Origin of the sequence: Ramlibacter sp. AN1133, assembly GCF_037890035.1 — a bacterium.
Taxonomy (GTDB): Bacteria; Pseudomonadota; Gammaproteobacteria; order Burkholderiales; family Burkholderiaceae_C; genus Ramlibacter.
On the sequence record NZ_JBBKTQ010000017.1, the window covers coordinates 109,259 to 132,113 of the forward strand.

A 22,855-nucleotide genomic window follows, 5' to 3' on the forward strand; every position below is an offset into this window, starting at 1 on the left:
TCCGCTTCGCGGACTCCTCCTCCTCCCCCCTGCGCAAGCGGAGGGGGCGAGCGCCTTCGGGCGGCCGGGCGGCGCTCAAGCCTTGTACTTCTCCTTCGCGCGGCGGGCGAAGTCGTTGGTGAAGGTGCGCGACAGGTCGATCTTGTCGGCCTTGATCGACGGGTCGAAGCTCGCCAGCGCCTTCAGCGCCGTGCGCGCGCCCTCCTCCGGCAGCAGGCCGTCGAGGGCGACCGCCTCGCGCACCTTGTTGAAGGAGGCGAGGTAGAGCGCGCGGTCGCCGAGCAGGTAGCTCTCGGGCACGGTCTTGATGATGTCGCTGGGACCGGCCGTCTGCAGCCACTTGAGCGAGCGCACGATCGCGTTGGCCAGCCCCTGGCAGGTGTTGGGATGGGACTTCACGAACTCGCCGTGCGTGTAGAAGCACGCCGCCGGCATGGGGCCGCCGAACACTTCCTGCGTGCCCTTGAGGGTGCGCGTGTCGCTGATGATGCGCACGTCGCCCTTCTGTTCCAGCATGGTCATCACCGGGTCGGTGTTGCTCATGGCGTCGATCTGGCCCGAACGCAGGGCGGCGAGCGCGCCCGCCGACGTGCCGACGCCGACCCAGCTGACGTCCGTGGACTTGATGCCGGCGCGCGAGAGCACGAGGTTGGCGACCATGTTGGTCGACGAGCCGGGAGCGGACACGCCGATCTTCTTGCCCCGCAGGTCCGCCAGGCCCTTGTAGTTGGGAATGGCCTTGGTGGACACGCCCATCGCGATCTGCGGCGCCCGGCCCATCAGCACGATCGACTGGATGAACTGGTTCTTGGCCTGCATGTTGATCGTGTGCTCGTAGGCACCGCTCACCACGTCGGCCGAGCCGCCCACCAGCGCCTGCAGCGCCTTGGCGCCGCCGGCGAAGTCGGAGATCTCGACGTCGAGTCCCTCGGCCTTGAAGTACCCCAGCTGCTCGGAGATGGTCAGGGGCAGGTAGTAGAACGCGGCCTTGCCGCCCACCGCGATGGCGATCTTGCTCTTCTCGGGGCGCCCCTGCGCCCGCAGCACCGGCACGGCCACCGCGGCGGCGGCGAGCAGCGTGAACGAGCGGCGGTTCAACAGTGTCCTCTTCATGGGCATCCCTCGCGTGTGCACCGTGTTCTTGTCGATGCAGGAGCGTAGTGCGCTCTTGTGTGCACCGCATCAGGACCATCCCCTGCGGGAAAACACGGGTCGTTCGGCGCCTTCGCGGGGGCGCTTAGGGACAGGGCCTAATGCCAGGCGCCGAGGAAGATGCCGAGGTTGGCGAGGAAGGCGAGCGCCCAGATCGCCGAACGCGTCGTGGGCAGGCCCGCCACGTACATCACGATGTAGATGATCCGCAGGGTGACGAACAGGACCGCCAGGATATCGAGCCGCGTCTGCGGGGCCCCCACCTGGTGCGCGATGAGGACGGCGCCGATGAAGAACGGCAGCGCCTCGAAGCTGTTCGCCTGCGCCGCGTTGGCACGAGCCTGCCAGCCCTCCTGGCGCGCGAGCCAGCCGCGCGGGTCGGCGTTGTCGTAGCCGCCCGCGCTGCGCGGCTTGCCGAACCCCCTGAACTTCGCCACGTATGCGCACGCATAGGGCAGCAGCACCGCGATCAGGACACACCAATGGGCGACGGTGAACCGCGCGTAAGCCATCGTTACTTGCTCCTCCTGTCGACCAGCGCATGCGCGATGGTCCCCAAATCGACATATTCGAGTTCGCTGCCCGCGGGCACGCCGCGGGCCAGCCTCGAGACCCTCAATCCGCGCTGCTTCAGCGCCTCGGCGATCACGTGCGCCGTGGCTTCGCCTTCGGCGGTGAAGTTGGTGGCCAGGATCACCTCCTGCACCTCGCCGTCGGTGGCGCGCGAGAACAGCTTTTCCAGCCCGATGTCCTTCGGGCCGATCCCGTCCAGCGGGCTCAGCTTGCCCATGAGGACGAAGTACAGGCCGTTGTAGGCCTGCGTGCGCTCCACCGCCGCCTGGTCGGCGGGCGTCTCCACCACGCACAGCTTGCCGTGGTCACGCTGCGGGTTGCGGCAGGTCACGCACACCTCGTCTTCGGTGAAGGTGTGGCACAGGTTGCAATGGCGGATGCGCGTGACGGCCTGCTGCAGGGCCTGCGCGAGCACCTGGGCGCCCTCGCGGTCGTGCTGCAGCAGGTGGAACGCCATGCGCGAGGCGGATTTCACGCCCACGCCCGGAAGGCGCCGCAGCGACTCGATCAGCGCCTGGAGAGAAGGTTCTGCCAAACCTTCAGAACGGCAGCTTCATGCCGGGAGGCAGGCCCGCCGTCAGCTTGCCCATCTTCTCCTGCGAGGTCTCTTCGGCCTTGCGCACGGCGGCGTTGAAGGCGGCGGCCACGAGGTCCTCCAGCATGTCCTTGTCGTCCGCGAGCAGGCTCGGGTCGATGGTGACGCGCTTGACGTCGTGCTTGCAGGTCATGACGACCTTCACGAGGCCCGCGCCGGATTCGCCGGTGACCTCGATGAGGGCCAGCTCTTCCTGCGCCTTCTTCAGGTTGTCCTGCATTGCCTGCGCCTGCTTCATGAGGCCGGCCAGCTGTCCCTTGTTGAACATGATGTGCTCTCTTCAGTGTTTCTCGACGGGCTTGATGCTGCCCGGGACGATTTTCGCCCCAAACTCGCGCTGCATCTGCTGCACGAAGGGGTCGTTGTAGATGATCTGTTCGGCCGCCTGCTGGCGGCGCGCCGCCGCGGCCGCATTCCGCCGGGCCGGACTGTCGGTCACGGTCCCCACCTCCACCGACAGGTCCACGGCGTGGCCGAGGGCCTGCAGCGCATTGCGCAGGCGTTCGCGGGCGACGGCCTGGTTCAGCGATTCGCGCTCCACGCGCAGCATCCAGTGGCCCTCGTCGCGCGCCACCAGCTGGGCCTGCAGCGCGAGTTCGCGCACCAGCGCTGTGATGGCCTCGCGTTCGACGAGCTGCTGCACCGTGTCCTGCCAGAAGTCGCCGTCGGGCGTGGGCGCGACGGAGGGCACGGCGGAAGGCGTCTCGCGGGCGGGCTCGGGGGGGACGCGCACGGGCACGCCGACGACCTCGCCGTTGTTGGCCGATGGCGCAGCGGAGGGGCGGGTGCCGGCCTGGCGCGGTTCGACGACGGGCAGGACGTGGCCGGGGGGCGCGGTGGGGCGCGGGGGTTGCGGGGATGGTGGCGCGGCGCCGGGCGCAGGAGACCGTGCCGTGGGTGCGGCAACGTCGGAACGAAGGGGTTGCGGTGGTGACGAAGAAACGCTGGGGTGCGGGCTTTCGCCGCGCACCGCCAGCCTACCGTCGGCATCGCGCGTGGGCAATGGAGCGGTATTCGTAGGCTGGTGGTGAGCCGCGCGAACCCCAGCGCTTTCGGCGTGATCAGCCTTCGCTAGAGTTTTTTTTTGAGCCGCCCCCGGCTTGAACGCCAGCAGCCGCAGCAGCACCATCGTCAGCGCCGCATATTCGTCCGGCGCCAGCCCCAGCTCGCCGCGCCCGTGCAGGCAGATGCTGTAAAGCAGCTGCGTCTCGTCCGCCGGCATCAGCGCCGCCAGCCGCGCGATCGCCGCGCCTTCCTCGTCGCGCGTGTCCGCCGCTTCCGGCACGGCCTGCACGACTGCCATGCGCTGCAGCACCAGGCTCATTTCCTCCAGCGCCGCGCCGGCGCTCAGGCCATGCAGGCGCAGGTCCTCGGAGGTCTCGACCACCGTCTTGCCGTCGCCCTGCGCCAGCGCCTCGACCAGCCGGAACACGTGGCTGCGGTCGACGCTTCCGAGCATCGTCCGCACCGCGGCCTCGCGCAGCTGCCCGGCCCCGAACGCGATCGCCTGGTCGGTGAGCGAGAGCGCATCGCGCATCGAGCCGCGCGCCGCGCGCGACAGCAGCCGCAGGGCCTGCGCGTCGGCCGGCACGGCCTCCGTTTCCAGCACGCGCGCCAGGTGTTCCTGCATCGTCTCCGGCGCCATCGGCCGCAGGTTGAACTGCAGGCAGCGCGAGAGCACGGTGACGGGCACCTTCTGCGGATCGGTCGTGGCCAGCACGAACTTGAGGTACTCGGGCGGCTCCTCCAGCGTCTTGAGCATCGCGTTGAACGCGTGCCCCGTGAGCATGTGCACTTCGTCGATCATGAAGACCTTGAAGCGGCCCTGCACCGGCTTGTAGACGGCCTGTTCGAGCAGCGACTGCACCTCGTCGACGCCGCGGTTCGAGGCCGCATCGAGCTCGGTGTAGTCGACGAAGCGGCCCGCATCGATCTCGGTGCAGGCCTGGCACACGCCGCAGGGCGTGGCGGTGATGCCGCCCTGCCCGTCCGGGCCCTGGCAGTTCAGCGACTTGGCGAGGATGCGCGAGACGGTCGTCTTGCCCACGCCGCGCGTGCCGGTGAAGAGGTAGGCGTGGTGCAGCCGCTGCTGCTCCAGCGCATTCGTGAGCGCCTGCACCACGTGCTCCTGGCCGACCATCTGGCTGAAGGTCCGGGGCCGGTACTTCCGGGCGAGCACGAGATACGACATGGAGCGAGATTCTCGCAGAACGTCATCCATGCCCGGCGAAGGAGCGTCGCCGTCCGCAGGTAGAATGACAGCTGACGGGCCTCCCCGCATGGTGAAGCGGCCAACCGGGTCAGGTGGGGAACCAAGCAGCCCTAACTGTGGAGCCAGTGCCGGGGGTAAGGCTCGTCAACTCCTCTTTCTCCGGAACGTCGTCCTTGACGGTCCGCAACATCCTCTCCGCGATCGTTCCTAGCCTGAAGGCAGGCCCACGAATCGATGCGGAGAGCGCGTGTCCACCTCCTGCCTGCTGCCCGGCGTGCTCGTGCACGCATGCCCGCGTCCACGCGCGGCGCACTGCCTTCGCGCTTGCCGGGCGCTTGCGATGCGCCGCGCCCACGGTCGCCCGCCAACTAAGTCACGGAAGCGGACAGCGCACCGATGCGCATGCACCCGCACCCCGTGCGCCGGGTTCCCCTCGTTGAAACATCCAATTACATTTGGAGTCCTGAGAGGGCACCAAGGAAGTTGGAGGGAACGTGGCAGGTCCACCGGAAATCACGCGCAAGCCGGTCCCCCGGAGCGCCCCGGCGCACGACATCGAGGTGCTGGAGAAGAACACCGACACGTCCTGGGCCCTCTTCCAGTCGCTGCAGGACGCGCAGGAGCGCGGATTCAAGAAGACCGAGCCGGCCGCCCTGCATCCGCCTGCCGCGCTTCCCCACATCCTCAACGTCGAGGACGTGCTGCTGGAGACGCGCCGCAACAACCGCATCTGCCCGAAGCCGCTGGTCTGGCGGCGGCTCTACGAGTGGCTGCCGAACAAGTGCGAGCAGCTCGCGCGCGTGCCCGCCACGCGCGAGGAGTGGGACGAACTGCCGCCGCTGGAGAAGCGCGCACGCCTGCGCGAACACATCGAGTGGGCCGCCGTCCAGGGCGTGCTGCAGAAAGTGCACGATGCGCTGAAGGCGCTGCCGGAAGAGCGCTGGCACCACGCGGGCGAATAGCGCCCGCGCCACGTCTCCCGGACGTTTCCGGTCGCGCCCGCGACCGGCGGGATGCCGTCCGTCCCCTGTCCTCCCCCTTCCAGGCAGGAGGCGGGTGCGGTCTTACATACTTCCGACGAGACATCCCACAAACTTCGCGCCACTGCCCTGCCAGACTTCTTCGCATCACTGGGAGGTGAGCCATGGAGAAGACCGCTGACGCTGGCGCCGACTGCGCCGAGATGCACAGGAAGCTTCGCATCGTTGCCTGCGCCGCAAGCGCTCTGTGGGCCGCGTGTCCGCTGGCCTGGGCCCAGGAAGCGCCCCAGTCGAGCGCTGAGGTGCTGGTCGCGCAGGCCCGGGTCGAGCCCGCGATGCGGCTCGAGGTGCAGGCGAGCACGCTGCCGCGCTTCGACGCGCAGGACGCCGGCTTCCAGGCGCCACGCGTGGACGTCGCCCTGTTCCCGTCGCGCCCCTCCAGCTTCGGCCTCGGCGCCGTGGTGGGGATGAGCGGCTTCGCGGCGCGCCAGGGCCAGCAGCCCTTCGGCCTGCAGCCGCAGCGGCCGAGCTTCGACCTCGGCCTGCGCTGGAGCCATCGGCTGCAGAGCCAGCACGTGGACATCACCGCCTGGCGGCGCATGAACACCGACGACGACGCCTATTCGCTCGTGCAGGCACGCCAGCCCGTGTATGGCGCGCGCTTCGAAATGGGCCTCGCCGCGGCGGCCAGGAAGCCCTTCGCGCTCGAACGCGGCTTCATCGGCCTGCAACTCGAAAGCGGCGCGAAGATCTCCCTGAAGCGCAAGGACGGCCGCCCGATGATCTACTACCGCACCACCTTCTGATCGCCATTGCGCGGCGGCCGCATCGCGCGGCGCCGCGCGCGCAGGCGAGTGCTATCGCGACGATAGCGAAGCCCTTCTCCCCACGCCGGCCCCGCCTTCCCGTTTCTGTCACAATTTCCTCTCTCGCAGCGCAAGCGGCGGCACCCGCACCAAGAGGAACCCAATGGCCAGCGACCTGATCAAGCACATCTCCGACGCGTCCTTCGAATCCGACGTCCTGAAGGCCGACAAGCCGGTCCTGGTCGACTACTGGGCGGAGTGGTGCGGCCCGTGCAAGATGATCGCGCCCATCCTCGACGAAGTCTCCGTCGCCTACAAGGACAAGCTGCAGATCGCCAAGATGAACGTGGACGAGAACCGCGACGTCCCCGCCAAGTTCGGCATCCGCGGCATCCCCACGCTGATGCTGTTCAAGGACGGCCAGCTCGCCGCCACCAAGGTGGGCGCCATGAGCAAGGCGCAGCTCACCGCCTTCATCGACCAGCAACTGGCGTAAGCGGGCGCAAGGATTGTCGCCGGACGGGGCCTCGGGCCCCGTTTGCCGTCTGGGAGCGCGGCATTCGCCCCCTGCCGATTTTTTGCTGCATAATTCCGCCCAATCACTGCCAGCCGCCCGGGGCGGCGCAGTTCGAGTTCCGGTTCGCTGGGCACCTCTCGCCCCGCAACGAACCTCCCCCAGACCACCGACAAGAACTCCCCACGGGGTAACTCCATGCACCTGAACGAACTCAAGGCGCTGCACGTCTCGGAAGTCCTCAAGCAGGCCGAAGAGCTCGAGATCGAGAACACCGGCCGCATGCGCAAGCAGGAGCTGATGTTCGCCATCATCAAGAAGCGCGCCCGCGCCGGCGAGCAGGTCTTCGCGGACGGCGTGCTGGAGATCCTGCCGGACGGCTTCGGCTTCCTGCGCAGCCCCGACACGAGCTACACGGCCAGCACCGACGACATCTACATCTCGCCCTCGCAGGTGCGCCGCTTCAACCTGCACACCGGCGACATGATCGAGGGCGAAGTGCGCACGCCGAAGGACGGCGAGCGCTACTTCGCGCTGACCAAGCTCGACAAGGTCAACGGCGGCCTGCCGGAGGACAACAAGCACAAGATCATGTTCGAGAACCTGACGCCCCTGTTCCCGCGGGAACAGATGCGCCTCGAACGTGACGGCTTGAAGAGCGAAGAGAACATCACCGGCCGCGTGATCGACATCATCGCGCCGATCGGCAAGGGCCAGCGCGCGCTGATCGTGGCGCCGCCCAAGAGCGGCAAGACGGTGATGATGCAGCACATGGCACACGCCATCGCCGCCAACTACCCCGACAGCTACATGATGGTGCTGCTGGTGGACGAGCGCCCCGAGGAAGTGACGGACATGCAGCGCTCGGTGAAGGCCGAAGTGATCGCGTCCACCTTCGACGAGCCCGCCGCCCGCCACGTGCACGTGGCCGAGATGGTGATCGAGCGCGCCAAGCGCCTGGTCGAACTGAAGAAGGACGTGGTGATCCTGCTGGACTCGATCACCCGCCTGGCCCGCGCCTACAACAACGTCGTGCCTTCGTCGGGCAAGGTGCTGACCGGCGGCGTGGACGCCAACGCGCTGCAGCGCCCGAAGCGCTTCCTGGGCGCGGCGCGCAACGTGGAGGAAGGCGGGTCGCTCACCATCATCGCCACCGCGCTGATCGACACCGGTTCGCGCATGGACGAAGTGATCTTCGAGGAGTTCAAGGGCACCGGCAACTGCGAACTGCACCTCGACCGCCGCCTGTATGAAAAGCGCGTGTTCCCCTCGATCCAGCTCAATCGCTCGGGCACGCGCCGCGAGGAACTGCTGCTGGCCCCCGAGATCCTGCAGAAGACCCGCATCCTGCGCCAGTTCATGTACAACATGGACGAGATCGAGGCGATGGAGATGGTCCTGAAGTCGATGCGCGCCACCAAGACGAACGTGGAGTTCTTCGACATGATGCGGCGCGGCGGGTAAAGCCACCGGCGCAAGCGGGAGCGGACTGCCGGACGCGGAGGACGCAAAGGGTACGCAGAGGACGCGAAAGGACATCCCTAAGGCGGGTGTCCGCGTCCCTCCGACCTTCTGCCTCATCCTTCTCCGCGGTCTCCTTTGCGTCCTCTGCGTATCTTTCGCGTCCTCTGCGTCCGGAAGTCCGCATTCCAGAACCCACGCTATAATCACCGGCTTTCCGGAAAGTACGCCAGATGTCCTGGCGCGGCTCCCGGTGCTGACGAGGACCCCATGAAAGAAGGCATCCACCCCAATTACCGCGACGTGTGCTTCGTGGACCTGTCGAACGGCTTCAAGTTCGTCACGCGTTCCTGCGTCGCCACCCGCGAAACCACGAAGATGGACGACGGCCGCGAGCTGCCCCTCTTCAAGCTGGACACCTCCAGCGAGTCGCACCCCTTCTACACGGGCACCCAGAAGTCCGTGAACGACATGGGCGGCCGCGTGGACAAGTTCTTCAAGAAGTTCGGCAAGACCGCCGCCAAGTAAGAAGAACCTGCTTCCTTCGGAAAAGGCAGCTGCAGGCTGCCTTTTTTGTTGCTCCCGCCGTCCCGCATCCGTGTGACACACTCGCGCGCGTGAACCAGCCGACCCCCGCCATCGTCACCCAGGGCGCCGTGCGCCGCCTGCCCCGGCTGGCGCTGCTGCTGTTCTGCGCGGCGTACGTGCTGCCCGGCTTCATCGGCCGCGAGCCGTGGAAGAACGCGGACATCATGGCGTTCGGCTACATGTACGAGCTGGCCACCGGCCGCGCGCCCTGGCTCAACCCCGACCTGCTGGGCCAGCCGCCGGAGTTCGACGCGCTGCTGCCGTACTGGCTGGGCGCATGGGCCGTGCGCATCGCCCCGTCCTGGCTGGCGGCCGATTTCGCCGCGCGCCTGCCCTTCATCGCGCTGCTGGTGCTGACGCTGCTGGCCACCTGGTACGGCGTCTACTTCCTCGCCCGTACGCCCGGCGCGCAGCCCGTGCCCTTCGCCTTCGGCGGCGAGGCGCATCCCACCGACTACGCCCGCGCCATGGCCGATGGCGGCCTGCTGGCGCTGATCGCGTGCCTGGGGCTCGCGCAGCTCTCGCACGAGACCACCCCCGCGCTGGCGCAGCTCGGGTTCACCGCCCTCACCTTCTACGGCCTGGCGGCGTTGCCCTATCGCATGACGGTCCCGACGCTCGCGCTGGGCGCGGGCCTCGTCGGCCTGGGCCTGAGTGGCGCGCCCGCGATGGCCACCCTGTTCGCCCTCGGCGGGGCCGTGCTGCACTTCGCCGATGCGCCGCAGGACTCGGCCACCGACACGCGCGGCAGCCGCGGCTTCGCCCTCATCGTCGCCGTGGCGCTCGCCGCGGGCGTGGCGGCGGCGGCCTTCGACATGTGGGAATGGCGCCTCACGTCGGGCCCCTTCGCGGCCACCCGCGACTGGAAGTCGATCGGCCGCCTGCTGGCCTGGTTCACCTGGCCGGCGTGGCCGCTGGCCGTGTGGACGGTGTGGCGCTGGCGGCGCCAGCTGGGGCGGCGCCACGTCGCCCTGCCGCTGTGGTTCGCGGTGGTGGGCATCCTCACCTCCGTGCTGGCCCCCAACCCGGACCGCGCGCTGCTCCTGAGCCTGCCGGCGATGGCGACGCTCGCCGCCTTCGCGCTGCCGACGTTCAAGCGCAGCGTCTCGGCGCTGATCGACTGGTTCACCCTGCTGTTCTTCAGCGGCTGCGCGCTCGTGATCTGGGTGATCTGGATCTCGATGCAGACCGGCGTGCCGCCCAAGCCGGCGGCGAACGTCGCGCGGCTGGCGCCCGGCTTCGTGCCCTCGTTCTCGCTGCTGCCCTTCGTGCTCGCCCTGGCCGCCACGCTCGCCTGGATCGCCCTGGTGCGCTGGCGCACGGCCCGCAGCCGCGAGGCGATCTGGAAGAGCCTGGTGCTGCCGGCGGGCGGCGCCGCGCTCGGCTGGCTGCTGGTGATGACGCTGTGGCTGCCGGCCCTCGACTACGCGCGCAGCTATGCGCCGCTGGTGCAGCGCGTGCGCGCGCGCATCGACGCGCCCGGCTGCGTCGAGGTCTTCGGCCTCACGCGCGCGCAGATCGCGGCGCTGCGCTTTCACGGCGGGCTGGACCTGCACGTGGCCGGGGCCCCGAGCTCCTGCCCGTGGCTGATCGCAGCGGAGGAGCTCAAGGCCTCCGTCCCCATGGCCTTCGCGCCGGCGCGCTGGCAGCTGGTGGCCAGCATCCCGCGGCCGACCGACACGCGCGAGAACGTCCTCCTGTACAAGAAGACGCCGTGAGCGAATGGCCGCCCGAAGCGGGACGTATCGAGTGACCGAACGCGGCATCATCGCGCGCCACGCCGCGACGGTGCTGGCCGGCCAGCTGGCCACCATGGCCTTCGGCGTCACCGACACGATCGTGGCCGGGCGCTATTCGCAGCAGGCGCTCGCCGCGCTGTCCGTCGGCTCGGCGGTGTACATCACGGTGTTCGTCGCGCTCATGGGCGTGCTGCAGGCGCTGCTGCCGATCTGGGCCGAGCTGCACGGCGCGCAGCGGCACGCCGAAGTCGGCCGCTCGGTGCGCCAGGCCCTGTACCTCGCCGGCCTGGCGAGCGTCGCCGGCGTGCTCGGCCTGCTGTTTCCCAATGCGCTGCTGCAAGGCACCGAGGTGCCGCCCGCGCTGCAGGACGAGGTGCGCCGCTACCTCTCGGTGCTGGCCCTCGCGTTGCCGCCCGCCCTGCTGTTCCGCATGTACAGCACGCTGAACCAGAGCCTCGGCCATCCGCAGCTGGTGACGTGGCTGCAGCTCGCCTCGATGCTGGTGAAGGTGCCGCTCACGATCTGGTTCGCCTTCGGGGGCGCCGGCGTGCCCGCGATGGGCGCCGTGGGCTGCGCCTGGGCGACCGTGGTGGTGAACTACCTGTTCCTCGCCGTGGCCGCGTGGATGGTGCGGGCGAGCCCGCTGTACCGCCCCTATGCGGTCTGGCGGCGGCCGGAGCCGCCGCACTGGCCCACCATCGCCGAATTCGCGCGGCTCGGCATCCCCGCGGGCCTGGCGATCATGGTGGAGGTCACGTCCTTCACGCTGATGTCGCTGTTCATCGCACGCCAGGGCACGCTGGCCGCCGCCGCGCACCAGATCGCCGCCAACCTCGCGGCGGTGATGTACATGGTGCCCCTGTCGATCGCCATCGCCACCAGCGCCCGCGTGAGCTACTGGCTCGGCGCCGGCGAGGCGAAGAAGGCCCGCGGCAGCATCCGCACGGGCTTTCGCATCGGCCTCACGCTCGCGGTGGCCATGGGCTGCGGGATGCTGCTCGCGCGCGCCGGCCTGGCCTCGCTGTACTCGGCCGACCGCGAAGTGGCGGCGCTCGCCACCGGGCTGCTCGCATGGGTCGCGCTGTACCACTTCGGCGATGCGATGCAGGCGCTGTGCGTGTTCGTGCTGCGCTCCTACCGCGTCACCGTGGCGCCGCTGGTGGCCTACTGCGTGCTGCTGTGGGGCGTGGGCGTGCTGGGTGGCTACCTGCTGGCCTATCGCGGCGTGGGCGCCTGGACAGCGCTGCAAAGCCCGGCGGCCTTCTGGATCGGCAGCAGCTTCGCGCTCGCGGTGCTGGCGGTGGTGCTGCCGCTGATCCTGTGGCGCGCCGTGCGGCACGTGCGCCTGGTGCTGCCGGCCGGAGCTTGACAGCCGTCAAACATGGCCGCGGCGCCCGGGCGCCGAATGCGAGGCAGGGACACTGCCAGGACGCCAGCGATGTTCGAATCCGCGGAGATCGGCCACCACATCGGCAAGAAGGACTACAAGGAGCGCGAGCCGGCCCTGCGCTCCGCCCTCCTCGACGCGCAGTACACCCTCCTCGAACAGGCCAAGCGGCCGCTGGTCGTCCTGGTCAACGGCGTCGACGGCGCCGGCAAGGGCGAGACGGTCAACCTGTTCAACGAATGGATGGACCCGCGCCACATCCGCACCGAGGCCTTCGGCCCCATGAACGATGCGGAACGCGAGCGGCCCGAGATGTGGCGCTTCTGGCAGGTGCTGCCGGCCCGGGGCCGCATCGGCATCCTGTTCGGCTCCTGGTACACCGACCCGATCCTCGCGCACGTCATGGGCTCGGAGAAGAAGGCGCGCTTCGCCCAGCGGCTCGAGCAGATCCGCCACTTCGAGAGGATGCTGGTGGCCGAGGGCGCGGTGCTGCTGAAGCTCTGGTTCCATCTCTCGAAGGCAGCGGCCAAGGAGCGCTTCCGCACGCTGGAGCGCGACCCGAAGAACGCCTGGCGGGTGACCAAGGACGACTGGGAACGCTTCAAGCACTACGACGACTTCATCGGCGTGTGCGAGCAGGCCCTGCGCAAGACCAGCACCGGCGAGGCGCCGTGGCTGGTGGTCGAAGGCTCGGACGAAGCCTATCGCGCGCTGACCGCGGGCCAGCACCTGCTGCAGGCGCTGCAGGACGCCGCGCAGCCGACGCCGCCGCCCGCCGCGGGCGTCAGCGTGCCGCCGGCGGCCGTCGACGGCAAGAGCCTGCTGGCCTCCTTCGACTACACGCGCAACCTGCCGCGCAAGAAATACGACGAGCAGCTCGAGACGCTGCAGGCGCGCCTGGCCAACCTGAGCCGCGACCCGCGGCTGGCCACCCGCTCGCTGGTCGTCGTGTTCGAGGGCATGGACGCCGCCGGCAAGGGCAGCACGATCCGGCGCGTCACCCAGGCGCTGGATGCGCGCCACTACCGCGTGGTGCCGATCGCCGCGCCGAGCGACGAGGAGCGCGCCCAGCCCTACCTGTGGCGCTTCTGGCGCCACGTGCCGCGCCACGGCCACGCGACGATCTTCGACCGCTCCTGGTACGGCCGGGTGCTGGTGGAGCGGGTGGAGAAGTTCTGCGGCGACGCCGACTGGATGCGGGGCTACGACGAGATCAACGCCTTCGAGGAACAGCTGGCGCAGGCCGGCGCGATCGTGGTGAAGTTCTGGATGGCGATCACGCCGGACGAACAGCTGCGCCGCTTCGAGGAGCGCAAGGCCACGCCGCACAAGAACTTCAAGATCACCGAGGAGGACTGGCGCAACCGCGACAAGTGGCCGCTGTACGAGCGCGCCGTGGGCGACATGGTGGACCGCACCTCCACCGAGGTCGCGCCGTGGCACGTCGTCGCCTCGGACGACAAGCTGTTCTCGCGCGTCGAGGTGCTGCGGCACCTGTGCGAGCGCATCGAGCACGCGCTGCACGGGGACGGTCCGCAGGGGCGCAAGTGAACCTGTTCGTGCCCGCGGCCGGGGACCCGCGCGGGCTGCCCTGGGTGCTGCTGGCGCTGGCCGCGGCGGCCCTCGCCTTCCGCCTGCTGCGCCCGCAGGAGCGGCGCTCGCTGCGCGCCGGCTGGCTGCTGATCGCGCTGGCGCTGGGCGCGCACGTCGCGGCGAATGTCGCAGCCGGCGTGGCCGCGCAGGCCGCCGGCGCCGCATCGCTCGTGCTGGCGGGGCTCGCGGTCATCCAGCTCGGCGCGACGCTGCTGTTCCGCGGCCTGCTGCCCGCGTTGCACCTGGCCGCGCCGCGCATCGCGCAGGACCTGACGGTCACGGCGGCCTCGCTGGCCTGGTGCCTCGTGTGGCTGCGCCTGTCGGGCGTCGATCCGTCGCAGCTTTTCACCACCTCCGCGCTGATCACGGCGGTGGTCGCATTCTCCATGCAGGACACGCTGGGCAACGTGCTGGGAGGCGTCGCGCTCCAGCTGGACAACTCCCTGCGCGTGGGCGACTGGGTGCGCGTGGACGACGTCAGCGGCCGCGTGAGCGACGTGCGCTGGCGCTACACCGCGATCGAGACGCGCGCGCGCGAGCTGGTGGTGGTTCCCAACAGCTGGCTGATGAAGAACCGCTTCACGGTGATCCGCGCGCCGGCCGACGGTCCGCTGGCCTGGCGCCGCGCGGTCAGCTTCAACATCGACCCGGAGGCGGACCCGGCGACGGTCTGCGCGGCGCTGGAGCGCGCCGTGCTCGACGGCCAGATCCCGCACGTGCTGACCGTGCCGCTGCCCAGCGCGATCCTCAGCGAGCTGGCGGCCGGGTACTGCCGCTACACGCTGCGCTACTGGCTGGCCGATCCGCAGTTCGACGACCCCGGAGACTCCGCGGTGCGCGTCCACGCGCTCGCCGCCCTGGCCCGCGCGGGCGTGCGCCAGGGCGTCCCGGTGGAAGAGCGGCTGACCATCAAGGAGAACGACAGCTGGCGCGCCGCCGCCGGGCGGCGCGAGTTCGAGCGGCGGCTGCAGGCGATCCGCGGCACGGAGCTGTTCGCGCAGCTTTCCGGCGACGAGCAGGCCCACCTCGCCGGCCACCTGGTGCACGCGCCGTTCGCGGCCGGCGACATCATGACGCGCCAGGGCGCGGTGGCGCACTGGCTGTACCTGATCATCCAGGGCGAGGCCCAGGTGTCGGTGGCGGGGCCGCAGGGCAGCGTCGTGATCGGCGCGCTGCGCGCGGGCGACGTGTTCGGCGAGATGGGCATGCTCACCGGCGAGCCGCGCGGCGCCACGGTGGTCGCGCAGACGGCGGTGGAGTGCTATCGCCTCGACAAGGACGGTTTCGCGCAGCTGCTGCGCGAGCGGCCCGAGATCGCCCACGAGGTCGCGGCGATCGCCGAGCGGCGCAACGCGGAGCGCGGCGCGCGCATGGCGCAGGCCGGCGCGCCGGCACCCGCCCGCGGCGACCTGCTGGCGCGCGTCCTGAGCTTCTTCTCCCTCGCCGCCTGAAGGCAGGGCGCGTCAGCGCGCGCCGGCCAGGCCGCCGTGCAGGGCCATCAGTTCCTGCTGCGCGCTGTGCCCCTGGCCCGCCCCGCGCGGATGCATGCGGACATAGCTGCCATCCGGCCGCAGCTCCCAGGCGTCGAGGCCGTCGTGCAGGTAGGGCACCAGGCATTCGTCGACCACGCGCTGGCGCAGCTGCGGGTCGGTCACGGGCCACGCCAGTTCCACCCGGCGCAGCATGTTACGGTTCATCCAGTCGGCGCTCGAGAGGTAGACCTCCTCCTCGTCGCCGCGGCGGAAGTAGAAGATGCGCGAGTGCTCCAGGAAGCGCCCGATGATGGAGCGCACCCGGATGTGCTCCGACACGCCCGGCACGCCGGGGCGCAGCATGCAGGCCCCGCGCACCACCAGGTCGATCTTCACGCCGGCCTGCGAGGCGCGGGCCAGGGCCAGCATCAGCGGCTCGTCGGTCAGGGCGTTCATCTTCAGCACGATGCGCGCCTCGGTCCCGCGCCTGGCGGCCGCGGCGAGCAGGTCCACCTTCTCCACCAGGCGCCGCTGCAGCTGGAACGGCGCCAGCCACAGCCGGTTCAGGCGCGGCAGCCGGCTCTGGCTGGCCAGGTGCACGAACACGTGCTCGATGTCCTCGGTGAGCTGCGGGTCCGCCGTGAAGTAGCCCAGATCGGTGTAGAGCCGTGCCGTCGTGGGGTTGTAGTTGCCGGTGGACAGGTGGGCATAGCGGCACAGCGCCTTGCCCTCGCGCCGCGTCACGAGCAGCATCTTGGCGTGGGTCTTGAGCCCCACGACGCCGTACACCACCTGGGCGCCGGTCGACTCCAGCTTCTCCGTCCAGTTGATGTTCGCCTCTTCGTCGAAGCGGGCCTTGAGTTCGACGACCGCCGTCACCTCCTTGCCGCGCAGCGCGGCCTCGCGCAGCAGGTCCATCAGCGCCGAATCCGAACCGGTGCGGTAGATGGTCTGCTTGATGGCCAGCACGTCGGGATCGTTCACCGCCTCGCGCAGGAAGGCGAGCACCGCGTCGAAGCTCTCGAAGGGCAGGTGCAGCAGCGCGTCGCCCTCCTTCAGGCGCTGGAAGAAGGAGCCGGCGGGCGGCAGCGCGCGCGGCCAGGGCGCGCGGTAGCGGGGAAACAGCAGGCGCGGGGCGTCGGCCAGCTCGATCACCTGCTGCAGGCGCACCAGGTTCACCGGCCCGCGCACGCGGTACAGGGCCTGCGGCGGCAGGCCGAACTGCTGCAGCAGGAAGGCCGACAGGTATTCGGAGCATCCCGCCGACACCTCCAGCCGCACCGCCTCGCCGTAGTGCCGGTGCTGCAGGCCCAAGCGCAGCGCGGTGCGCAGGTCGCGCACGTCGTCCTCGTCGAGCGCCACGTCGGAGTGGCGCGTCACGCGGAACTGCGAGAACTCGCTGACCTCGCGGCCGGGGAACAGCGCCTCCAGCCGCGCGCGGATCACGCTGGAGAGCAGCACGAACAAGGTACGGCCGCCGCTCACCCGGGCCGGCATGCGGATCACCCGCGGCAGCACGCGCGGCACCTTCACGATCGCGATCTCGTTCTGGCGGCCGAAGACGTCCGCACCGCCCAGGCGCACGATGAAGTTGAGCGACTTGTTCGCCACCTGCGGGAAGGGATGCGCCGGGTCGAGGCCGATCGGCACGAGCAGCGGCCGCACCTCGCGTTCGAAGTACTCCTGCACCCAGCGCCGCTGCTGCGGGCTGCGCACGCTGTGCGAGACGATCGCGATGCGCCGCTGCCGCAGTGCGGCCGTCAGCTCGCCGTTGTACAGCGCGTACTGCTGCTCCACCAGCCGGTGGGCGGCCGCCGCCAGCCGCTCGAAGGAGGCGGCGGTGTAGGCGCCCTTGCGCTCGCCGTGCTGCAGGGCCTGCAGGTGCGGCGCCGAGCGCACCTCGAAGAACTCGTCGAGGTTCGACGACACGATGCACAGGTAGCGCAGGCGCTCCAGCAGCGGCACCTCGCTGCGCCGGGCCCAGTCCAGCACGCGCTCGTTGAAGGCGAGGATGCTGTGGTCGCGATCGAGGAAGGGCAGCGGCGCGCCCGGCGGGGCGGCGACGGCAGGGGTCCGCTGGAACGGGAGGACGGCCGCGGACGTGGGGCCTGGCAGGAGGGTCATGGATCCGCTTGCGCGGCGATCGCGCTGCACTGACCATAGCCCGGAATGGCGCGCATGGCAGGCGCATTCGCGCTGCCGCTGACGCCGGTCAAGGTTTCAGGCGCGCTCGCGCGCCTGCGCGGCGTCCGCGCTGCGCACCCGCGCCGCCGGCAGCACGATGCGGAACGTCGAGCCGCGCCCGGGCGCGCTGTCGATGCGCAGCTCGCCGCCGTGGCGCTGCACGATGTGCTTGACGATGGCCAGACCCAGGCCGGTGCCGCCGCTTTCGCGCGAGCGGCTGCGGTCCACGCGGTAGAAGCGTTCCGTCAGGCGTGGCAGGTGTTCCGGCGCGATGCCCGGCCCGGTGTCGCGCACCGTCAGCACCGCGCCCCCTTTGTCGCCGGGCGTGGCCTGGACTTCGATGGTGCCGCCGGAAGGCGTGTAGCGCACCGCGTTGCTCACCAGGTTGGACAGGGCGCTTTGCAGCTCGCCCGGCGCGCCGCCCAGGGCGAGGCCGGGCGCGGGCTCGAACACCAGCCGCAGCGACTTGGCCTGCACCGCGGCCAGCGCGCGCGCCTCCTGTTCCGCCTGCGCCATGAGGCCTTGCGCCGCCACCCACTCGCCCTCGCCCGGCGGCGGGCTGGCCTCCAGGCGGGAGAGCGTCAGCAGGTCCGCGACGAGCATCTGCATGCGCTGCGCCTGCTGCGCCATCATGCCGAGGTAGCGCTCGCGCTCCTGCGGTGCCAGTTCCAGGGTCTGCAGCGTCTCGACGAAGCCGGCCAGCACCGTCAGCGGCGTGCGGATCTCGTGGGAGACGTTGGCCACGAAATCGCGCCGCATGGTCTCGGCCTGCTCCACCGCCGTCACGTCGCGCGACAGCAGCAGGCGGCGCCCCTCGCCGTAGGGGTGGATGTGCAGCGCGAGCCGCCGGGGGCGGGCGGGCGTGCTGCCGGGCGCATCGATGACGACGTCTTGCGTGTAGTGGCCCGCGTGGTAGAACTCCGTGAAGCGCGGATCGCGCAGCAGGTTGACGACCTGCTGCTGCAGGTCGCGCTGCAGGTCGAGGCCCAGGTGATCCGAGGCGGTCTGGTTGAACCACTCGATGCTGCCCCGCGCGTCCAGCAGCACCACGCCGTTGGGCGAGGTCCGGATCGCGTCGAGGAAGGCTTCGAGGCGCCGCTCGGCGTCTTCCGCGCGCTCCTCGCGCGCCGCGATGGTCCGGCGGGCGCGCGCCGCGGCCCGGCCCCAGACGCCACCGAAGGACGGTGCGCCGCGCAACTGGCCCGCTTCCAGCCAGCGCAGCACGCGCGTGGCGGCGAAGGTGTCGAGCGCGAACCACAGCGCCGCACCGGCGGCGACGCCGAAGGTGGCGCCCGGCCAGCCCTCCAGCAGCCAGCCGATGACGGCCCCGGCCGCGAGGCTCAGCGCGAAGGCGAGGACACGCGCGCTCACGCGCTCCCCGGCTGCGCCGTGATGCGGTAGCCGGCGCCCCGCACCGTCTCGACCAGGCCGCCGGCCGGGCCCAGGGCCTCGCGCAGCCGCTTGACGTGCACGTCCACCGTGCGTTCCTCGATGAACACGTGGTCGCCCCACACGCGGTCCAGCAGCTGCTGGCGGCTGTGCACGCGCTCGGGGTACTGCAGCAGGAAGTGCAGCAGCTTGAACTCGGTCGGCCCGAGCTTGAGCGCCTTGCCCTGCCACGTGACCCGGTGGGTCGCGGGATCGAGGGCGAGCCCTCCGAGCGCGACCGTCTCCGCGGTCTTCTCCGGTGCCCGCCGGCGCAGCACGGCGCGGATGCGCGCCAGCAGTTCCTGGGTGGAGAACGGCTTGGTGATGTAGTCGTCGGCGCCGGCGTCCAGGCCCGCGACCTTGTCCGGCTCGTCGCCGCGAGCGGTGAGCATCAGGATCGGGATCCCCCTGGTGCGGGCATCGGCGCGCCAGCGGCGCGCGAGCTGCACGCCGGTGGCCCCGGGCAGCATCCAGTCCAGCAGGATCGCGTCGGGCAGCACCGCATCGATCTCGCGCTGCGCGGACTCGCCGTCCTCGGCCCACACCGGCGACAGGCCGTTGTGGCGCAGGTTCACCGCGATCAGTTCGGCGATCGCGGGCTCGTCCTCGACGATCAGGATGCGGGGTTGCTGCTTCATCCGCGCGATTTCACGGTGGTCTCGATCTGCTCCATCGTACTGTGCCGCACGTCGGCACCCTTGACCACGTAGATGATGAACTCGGCGATGTTCTTCGCGTGGTCGCCGATGCGCTCGATGGCCTTGGCCACGAACAGCAGGTCCAGGCTGCTGGAGATGGTGCGCGGGTCCTCCATCATGTAGGTGATCAGCTTGCGCACGAAGCCGTCGAACTCGCGGTCCAGCTCGTCGTCGTCCTTCAGGATCGCCAGGGCGCTGGCGCAATCCAGGCGCGCGAAGGCATCGAGCGCCTGGCGCAGCTCGCCGCTGGCCAGGTCCGCCGCCACCCGCAGCTCGCTGGCCGGCAGCGTGCGCATGGAGCCGCTCTTGCCCAGGATGGACTGCACCATGCGCGCGATGCGCTCGGCCTCGTCGCCCACACGCTCCAGGTTGGCGGTGACCTTGGACATGGCCATGAGCAGGCGCAGGTCCCGCGCCGTGGGCTGCCGCCGGGCGATGACGGAGGAGAGCTCGCGGTCGATCTCCAGCTCCATCAGGTTGACGCGGTGCTCCGCCTCGACCACCTGGGCCGCCACCTCGGCGTTGAAGTTCGCCAGGGCGTAGATCGCCTGCCGGATCTGCGATTCGACCAGGCCGCCCAGTTCCATCACGCGCGAGGACAGCGCATTGAGCTCGCTGTCGAACTGCGTGGAAAGATGCTTGTCCACCATGACCCCTGCTCCCCGTTCAGCCGAACCGGCCGGTGATGTAGTCCTCGGTCTCCTGGCGCTTGGGCTTGAAGAAGATCTGCTCCGTCTCGCCGACTTCCACCAGGTAGCCGAGGTACATGTAGGCCGTGTAGTCGGACACGCGCGCGGCCTGCTGCATGTTGTGGGTCACGATCACCACGGTGTAGTCCTTCTTCAGCTCGGTGATCAGTTCCTCGATCTTGCCGGTGGAAATCGGGTCCAGTGCCGAACAGGGCTCGTCCAGCAGCAGCACCTCGGGCTTGATCGCGATGCCGCGGGCGATGCACAGGCGCTGCTGCTGGCCGCCGGACAGGCCCGAGCCGCTCTGGTGCAGCTTGTTCTTCACTTCCTCCCACAGCGCGGCCTTCTCGAGCGCCCATTCCACCCTGTCGTCCATCTCGGCGGCGTCGAGGTTCTCGAACAGCCGCACGCCGAAGGCGATGTTGTCGTAGATCGACATCGGGAAAGGCGTGGGCTTCTGGAACACCATGCCGATCTTGGCGCGGATCAGCGCGACATCCTTCTTCGAGGTGAGCAGGTTCTCGCCGTCGAACGCGATCTCGCCCTCGGCCCGCTGGTCGGGATAGAGCTGGTACATGCGGTTGAAGGTGCGCAGCAGCGTCGACTTGCCGCAGCCGGAGGGGCCGATGAAGGCGGTGACCTTCTTTTCCGGAATTTCCAGGTTGATGTTCTTCAGCGCGTGGTACTTGCCGTAGTAGAAGTCCAGGTTGCGCACCGCGAGCTTGGTGCGCACGGCTTCGGGAGCGAGCGAGGCTTGCATGGATCGGTTCAGAGCTTGTTGCGCGTGAGCACACGCGCCAGGATGTTCAGGCCGAGCACGGCCAGCGTGATGAGGAAGACGCCGGCCCAGGCGAGCTGCTGCCAGTTCTCGTAGGGGCTCATGGCGAACTTGAAGATCGTCACCGGCAGGCTGGCCATCGGCTCGTTCAGGTCGGTGGTGAAGAACTGGTTGTTCAGCGCCGTGAACAGCAGTGGCGCCGTCTCGCCCGCGATGCGGGCCACGGCCAGCAGCACGCCGGTGACCACGCCGGCGCGCGCGGCGCGCAGCGTGATGCTGGAGACCACCTTCCACTTGGGCGCGCCCAGGGCATAGGCCGCCTCGCGCAGGCCGGCCGGCACCAGCAGCAGCATGTTCTCGGTGGTGCGGATCACGATCGGGATCACGATCAGCGCCAGCGCGATGGCGCCGGCCCAGGCGGAGAAATGCCGGAAGCGCGCCACGACGACCGCGTAGACGAACAGCCCGATCACGATGGAGGGCGCCGACAGCAGGATGTCGTTGACGAAGCGCGTGGTGTTGCCCAGCCAGCCGCTGCGGTCGTATTCCGCGAGATAGATGCCGGCCATGATGCCGATCGGCGTGCCGACGAAGGTGGCCAGCGCCACCATCAGCACCGAGCCCCAGATCGCGTTGAGGATGCCGCCCGCCTCGTTGGGCGGCGGGGTCATCTGGCTGGCCGTGGCCCAGGCGAGGCCGCCGAAGCCCAGGCGCACCGTCTCGAACAGGATCCACACCAGCCAGAACACGCCGAAGGCCATGGCGGCCAGCGACAGCGCCAGCGCGATGCGGTTGATGCGCTTGCGCTGGCCGTACTTGCGTTCGCGCTGCTGCTGCAGCAGCGCGGCCTGCACCAGGCGTTCGGCGGTGGAATTCATGCCGAAGCCCCCTCGTTGCGGCGCAGCCGCGCCAGCAGCAGCTTCGACAGCGACAGCACGACGAAGGTGATGAAGAACAGCACCAGGCCCAGGTAGATCAGGGCCGACTGGTGCATGCCCGCGCCGGCCTCGGCGAACTCGTTGGCGAGCGCTGAGGTGATGCTGTTGGCGGGCGCGAACAGGCTCAGCGTGTCGAGCTGGTTGAAGTTGCCGATCACGAAGGTGACCGCCATGGTCTCGCCCAGCGCGCGGCCCAGGCCCAGCATGATCCCGCCGATCACGCCGCCCTTGGTGTACGGCAGCACGACGCGGAACACCACCTCCCAGGTGGTGGAGCCGAGCGCGTAGGCCGACTCCTTGAGCATCGGCGGCGTCACCTCGAACACGTCGCGCATCACGGCGGCGATGAAGGGGATGATCATGATGGCCAGGATGATCCCGGCGGCGAGGATGCCGATGCCCACCGGCGGGCCGGAGAACAGCGGGCCCAGCACCGGCACGCCGGCAAAGGCGGACTGCAGCGGCCCCTGCACCCACGTGGCGAGGATGGGGCCGAACACCAGCAGGCCCCACATGCCATAGACGATGGAGGGCACGGCCGCCAGCAGTTCGATCGCGGTGCCCAGCGGGCGCTTGAGCCAGGCCGGGGACAACTCCGTGAGGAACAGCGCGATGCCGAAGCTGACCGGCACCGCGATCAGCAGCGCGATCAGCGAGGTGGCCAAGGTGCCGTAGATCATCACGGCGCCGCCGAAGGATTCGGCGACGGGGTCCCAGGTGCTGTTGGTCAGGAAGCCCAGGCCGTATTTCTCGATCGCCGGCCAGGCGCCCACCAGCAGCGAAAAGAGGATACCGGCCAGCAGCGCCAGCGTCAGCAGCGCCGCCAGCCGCGCCGTCCAGCCGAACAGGCGATCGATCACGGCGCCGCGCCGCGCGCGGCCCGCCGGCGCGGCCACCGGGACGCCCATCGCGGACGCTTCGATGAAGGTGGAGGCTCTGTCCATGCGGCTCACTGTATGAAGCTTTCGTGACAGTTCGGTGACACGCGCGGCTCCGTAGTGGCGCTTTCCGGCTATCACGGTTCGCCGGTTGCCTCCGGCCCGGACCAGGACGTGATCGTCCGCCTCG

The 22,855-nt window shown here is 69.9% G+C and carries 21 protein-coding genes and 1 other RNA gene; 10 read left to right on the plus strand and 12 right to left on the minus strand.

Translation table 11 applies throughout. The features are described 5' to 3' along the window. Positions 1-75 precede the first annotated feature (75 nt). From WG923_RS21210 to dnaX, 5 genes are all read right to left on the minus strand, one after another. Positions 76-1,113 carry an ABC transporter substrate-binding protein gene (locus tag WG923_RS21210; protein ID WP_445322957.1) on the minus strand — a complete coding sequence of 346 codons (1,038 nt, stop codon included), beginning with the start codon at positions 1,111-1,113 and terminating at the stop codon, positions 76-78. 137 nt (positions 1,114-1,250) lie between these two features. Continuing rightward, a complete protein-coding gene (locus tag WG923_RS21215) occupies positions 1,251-1,664 on the minus strand; it encodes an MAPEG family protein (RefSeq protein WP_340352988.1) in 414 nt (137 codons plus the stop codon). A gap of 2 nt (positions 1,665-1,666) precedes the next feature. After that, positions 1,667-2,260: a recombination mediator RecR gene (gene recR / locus WG923_RS21220; protein WP_340352989.1), complete on the minus strand. Its 594-nt coding sequence runs from the start codon at positions 2,258-2,260 to the stop codon at positions 1,667-1,669. 4 nt (positions 2,261-2,264) lie between these two features. Continuing rightward, on the minus strand, positions 2,265-2,588 hold the full coding sequence (locus WG923_RS21225) for a YbaB/EbfC family nucleoid-associated protein (protein ID WP_340352990.1): 324 nt from the start codon (positions 2,586-2,588) through the stop codon (positions 2,265-2,267). 12 nt (positions 2,589-2,600) lie between these two features. Further along, positions 2,601-4,511 carry a DNA polymerase III subunit gamma/tau gene (gene dnaX / locus WG923_RS21230; protein WP_340352991.1) on the minus strand — a complete coding sequence of 637 codons (1,911 nt, stop codon included), beginning with the start codon at positions 4,509-4,511 and terminating at the stop codon, positions 2,601-2,603. 73 nt (positions 4,512-4,584) lie between these two features. Between dnaX and ffs the strand changes: the two genes are divergently transcribed. The 10 genes from ffs (at position 4,585) to WG923_RS21280 (ending at position 15,051) form a co-directional block, all read left to right on the plus strand. Further along, positions 4,585-4,681: signal recognition particle sRNA small type (gene ffs, locus WG923_RS21235), an RNA gene on the plus strand. Between the two features lie 345 nt (positions 4,682-5,026). Continuing rightward, positions 5,027-5,494, plus strand: a complete 468-nt coding sequence (locus tag WG923_RS21240; RefSeq protein WP_340352992.1) for a hypothetical protein — start codon at positions 5,027-5,029, stop codon at positions 5,492-5,494. A 182-nt stretch (positions 5,495-5,676) separates the two neighbouring features. Next, the gene (locus WG923_RS21245) at positions 5,677-6,318 is read left to right on the plus strand and encodes a hypothetical protein (protein WP_340352993.1); all 642 of its coding nucleotides are present in this window, start codon (positions 5,677-5,679) and stop codon (positions 6,316-6,318) included. A gap of 163 nt (positions 6,319-6,481) precedes the next feature. Next, on the plus strand, positions 6,482-6,814 hold the full coding sequence (gene trxA / locus WG923_RS21250) for a thioredoxin TrxA (RefSeq protein ID WP_201687869.1): 333 nt from the start codon (positions 6,482-6,484) through the stop codon (positions 6,812-6,814). A 216-nt stretch (positions 6,815-7,030) separates the two neighbouring features. Next, positions 7,031-8,296: a transcription termination factor Rho gene (rho, locus tag WG923_RS21255; protein ID WP_340352994.1), complete on the plus strand. Its 1,266-nt coding sequence runs from the start codon at positions 7,031-7,033 to the stop codon at positions 8,294-8,296. Between the two features lie 267 nt (positions 8,297-8,563). Further along, a complete protein-coding gene (locus WG923_RS21260) occupies positions 8,564-8,821 on the plus strand; it encodes a type B 50S ribosomal protein L31 (protein ID WP_340352995.1) in 258 nt (85 codons plus the stop codon). Between the two features lie 89 nt (positions 8,822-8,910). Beyond that, on the plus strand, positions 8,911-10,599 hold the full coding sequence (locus WG923_RS21265; RefSeq protein WP_340352996.1) for a hypothetical protein: 1,689 nt from the start codon (positions 8,911-8,913) through the stop codon (positions 10,597-10,599). 4 nt (positions 10,600-10,603) lie between these two features. Then, positions 10,604-11,989, plus strand: coding sequence for an MATE family efflux transporter (locus tag WG923_RS21270; RefSeq protein ID WP_340352997.1), 1,386 nt, complete (start codon positions 10,604-10,606; stop codon positions 11,987-11,989). Between the two features lie 69 nt (positions 11,990-12,058). Beyond that, positions 12,059-13,558, plus strand: coding sequence for a polyphosphate:AMP phosphotransferase (gene pap / locus WG923_RS21275; protein ID WP_340352998.1), 1,500 nt, complete (start codon positions 12,059-12,061; stop codon positions 13,556-13,558). After that, complete coding sequence (locus WG923_RS21280) at positions 13,555-15,051, plus strand: mechanosensitive ion channel family protein (RefSeq protein ID WP_340352999.1); 1,497 nt, start codon at positions 13,555-13,557, stop codon at positions 15,049-15,051. The genes pap and WG923_RS21280 overlap by 4 nt, the downstream gene beginning before the upstream one ends. Positions 15,052-15,063: 12 nt before the next feature. On the opposite strand, the gene ppk1 is transcribed toward WG923_RS21280, so the two are convergent. The 7 genes from ppk1 to pstC form a co-directional block, all read right to left on the minus strand. Then, positions 15,064-17,196 (minus strand): polyphosphate kinase 1, encoded by a 2,133-nt coding sequence (ppk1, locus tag WG923_RS21285; protein WP_340353000.1) that lies wholly within the window; start codon positions 17,194-17,196, stop codon positions 15,064-15,066. 96 nt (positions 17,197-17,292) lie between these two features. Further along, positions 17,293-18,627: a phosphate regulon sensor histidine kinase PhoR gene (phoR, locus tag WG923_RS21290; RefSeq protein WP_340353001.1), complete on the minus strand. Its 1,335-nt coding sequence runs from the start codon at positions 18,625-18,627 to the stop codon at positions 17,293-17,295. Further along, complete coding sequence (gene phoB / locus WG923_RS21295) at positions 18,624-19,322, minus strand: phosphate regulon transcriptional regulator PhoB (protein ID WP_340353002.1); 699 nt, start codon at positions 19,320-19,322, stop codon at positions 18,624-18,626. Before phoB ends, phoR begins: the two co-directional genes overlap by 4 nt. Further along, a complete protein-coding gene (phoU, locus tag WG923_RS21300) occupies positions 19,319-20,032 on the minus strand; it encodes a phosphate signaling complex protein PhoU (protein WP_340353003.1) in 714 nt (237 codons plus the stop codon). The genes phoB and phoU overlap by 4 nt, the downstream gene beginning before the upstream one ends. 16 nt (positions 20,033-20,048) lie before the next feature. After that, positions 20,049-20,831, minus strand: a complete 783-nt coding sequence (gene pstB, locus WG923_RS21305; RefSeq protein ID WP_340353004.1) for a phosphate ABC transporter ATP-binding protein PstB — start codon at positions 20,829-20,831, stop codon at positions 20,049-20,051. 8 nt (positions 20,832-20,839) lie between these two features. Continuing rightward, on the minus strand, positions 20,840-21,727 hold the full coding sequence (gene pstA, locus WG923_RS21310) for a phosphate ABC transporter permease PstA (RefSeq protein ID WP_340353005.1): 888 nt from the start codon (positions 21,725-21,727) through the stop codon (positions 20,840-20,842). Further along, a complete protein-coding gene (gene pstC / locus WG923_RS21315; RefSeq protein WP_340353012.1) occupies positions 21,724-22,695 on the minus strand; it encodes a phosphate ABC transporter permease subunit PstC in 972 nt (323 codons plus the stop codon). Before pstC ends, pstA begins: the two co-directional genes overlap by 4 nt. Between the last annotated feature and the right edge of the window lie 160 nt (positions 22,696-22,855).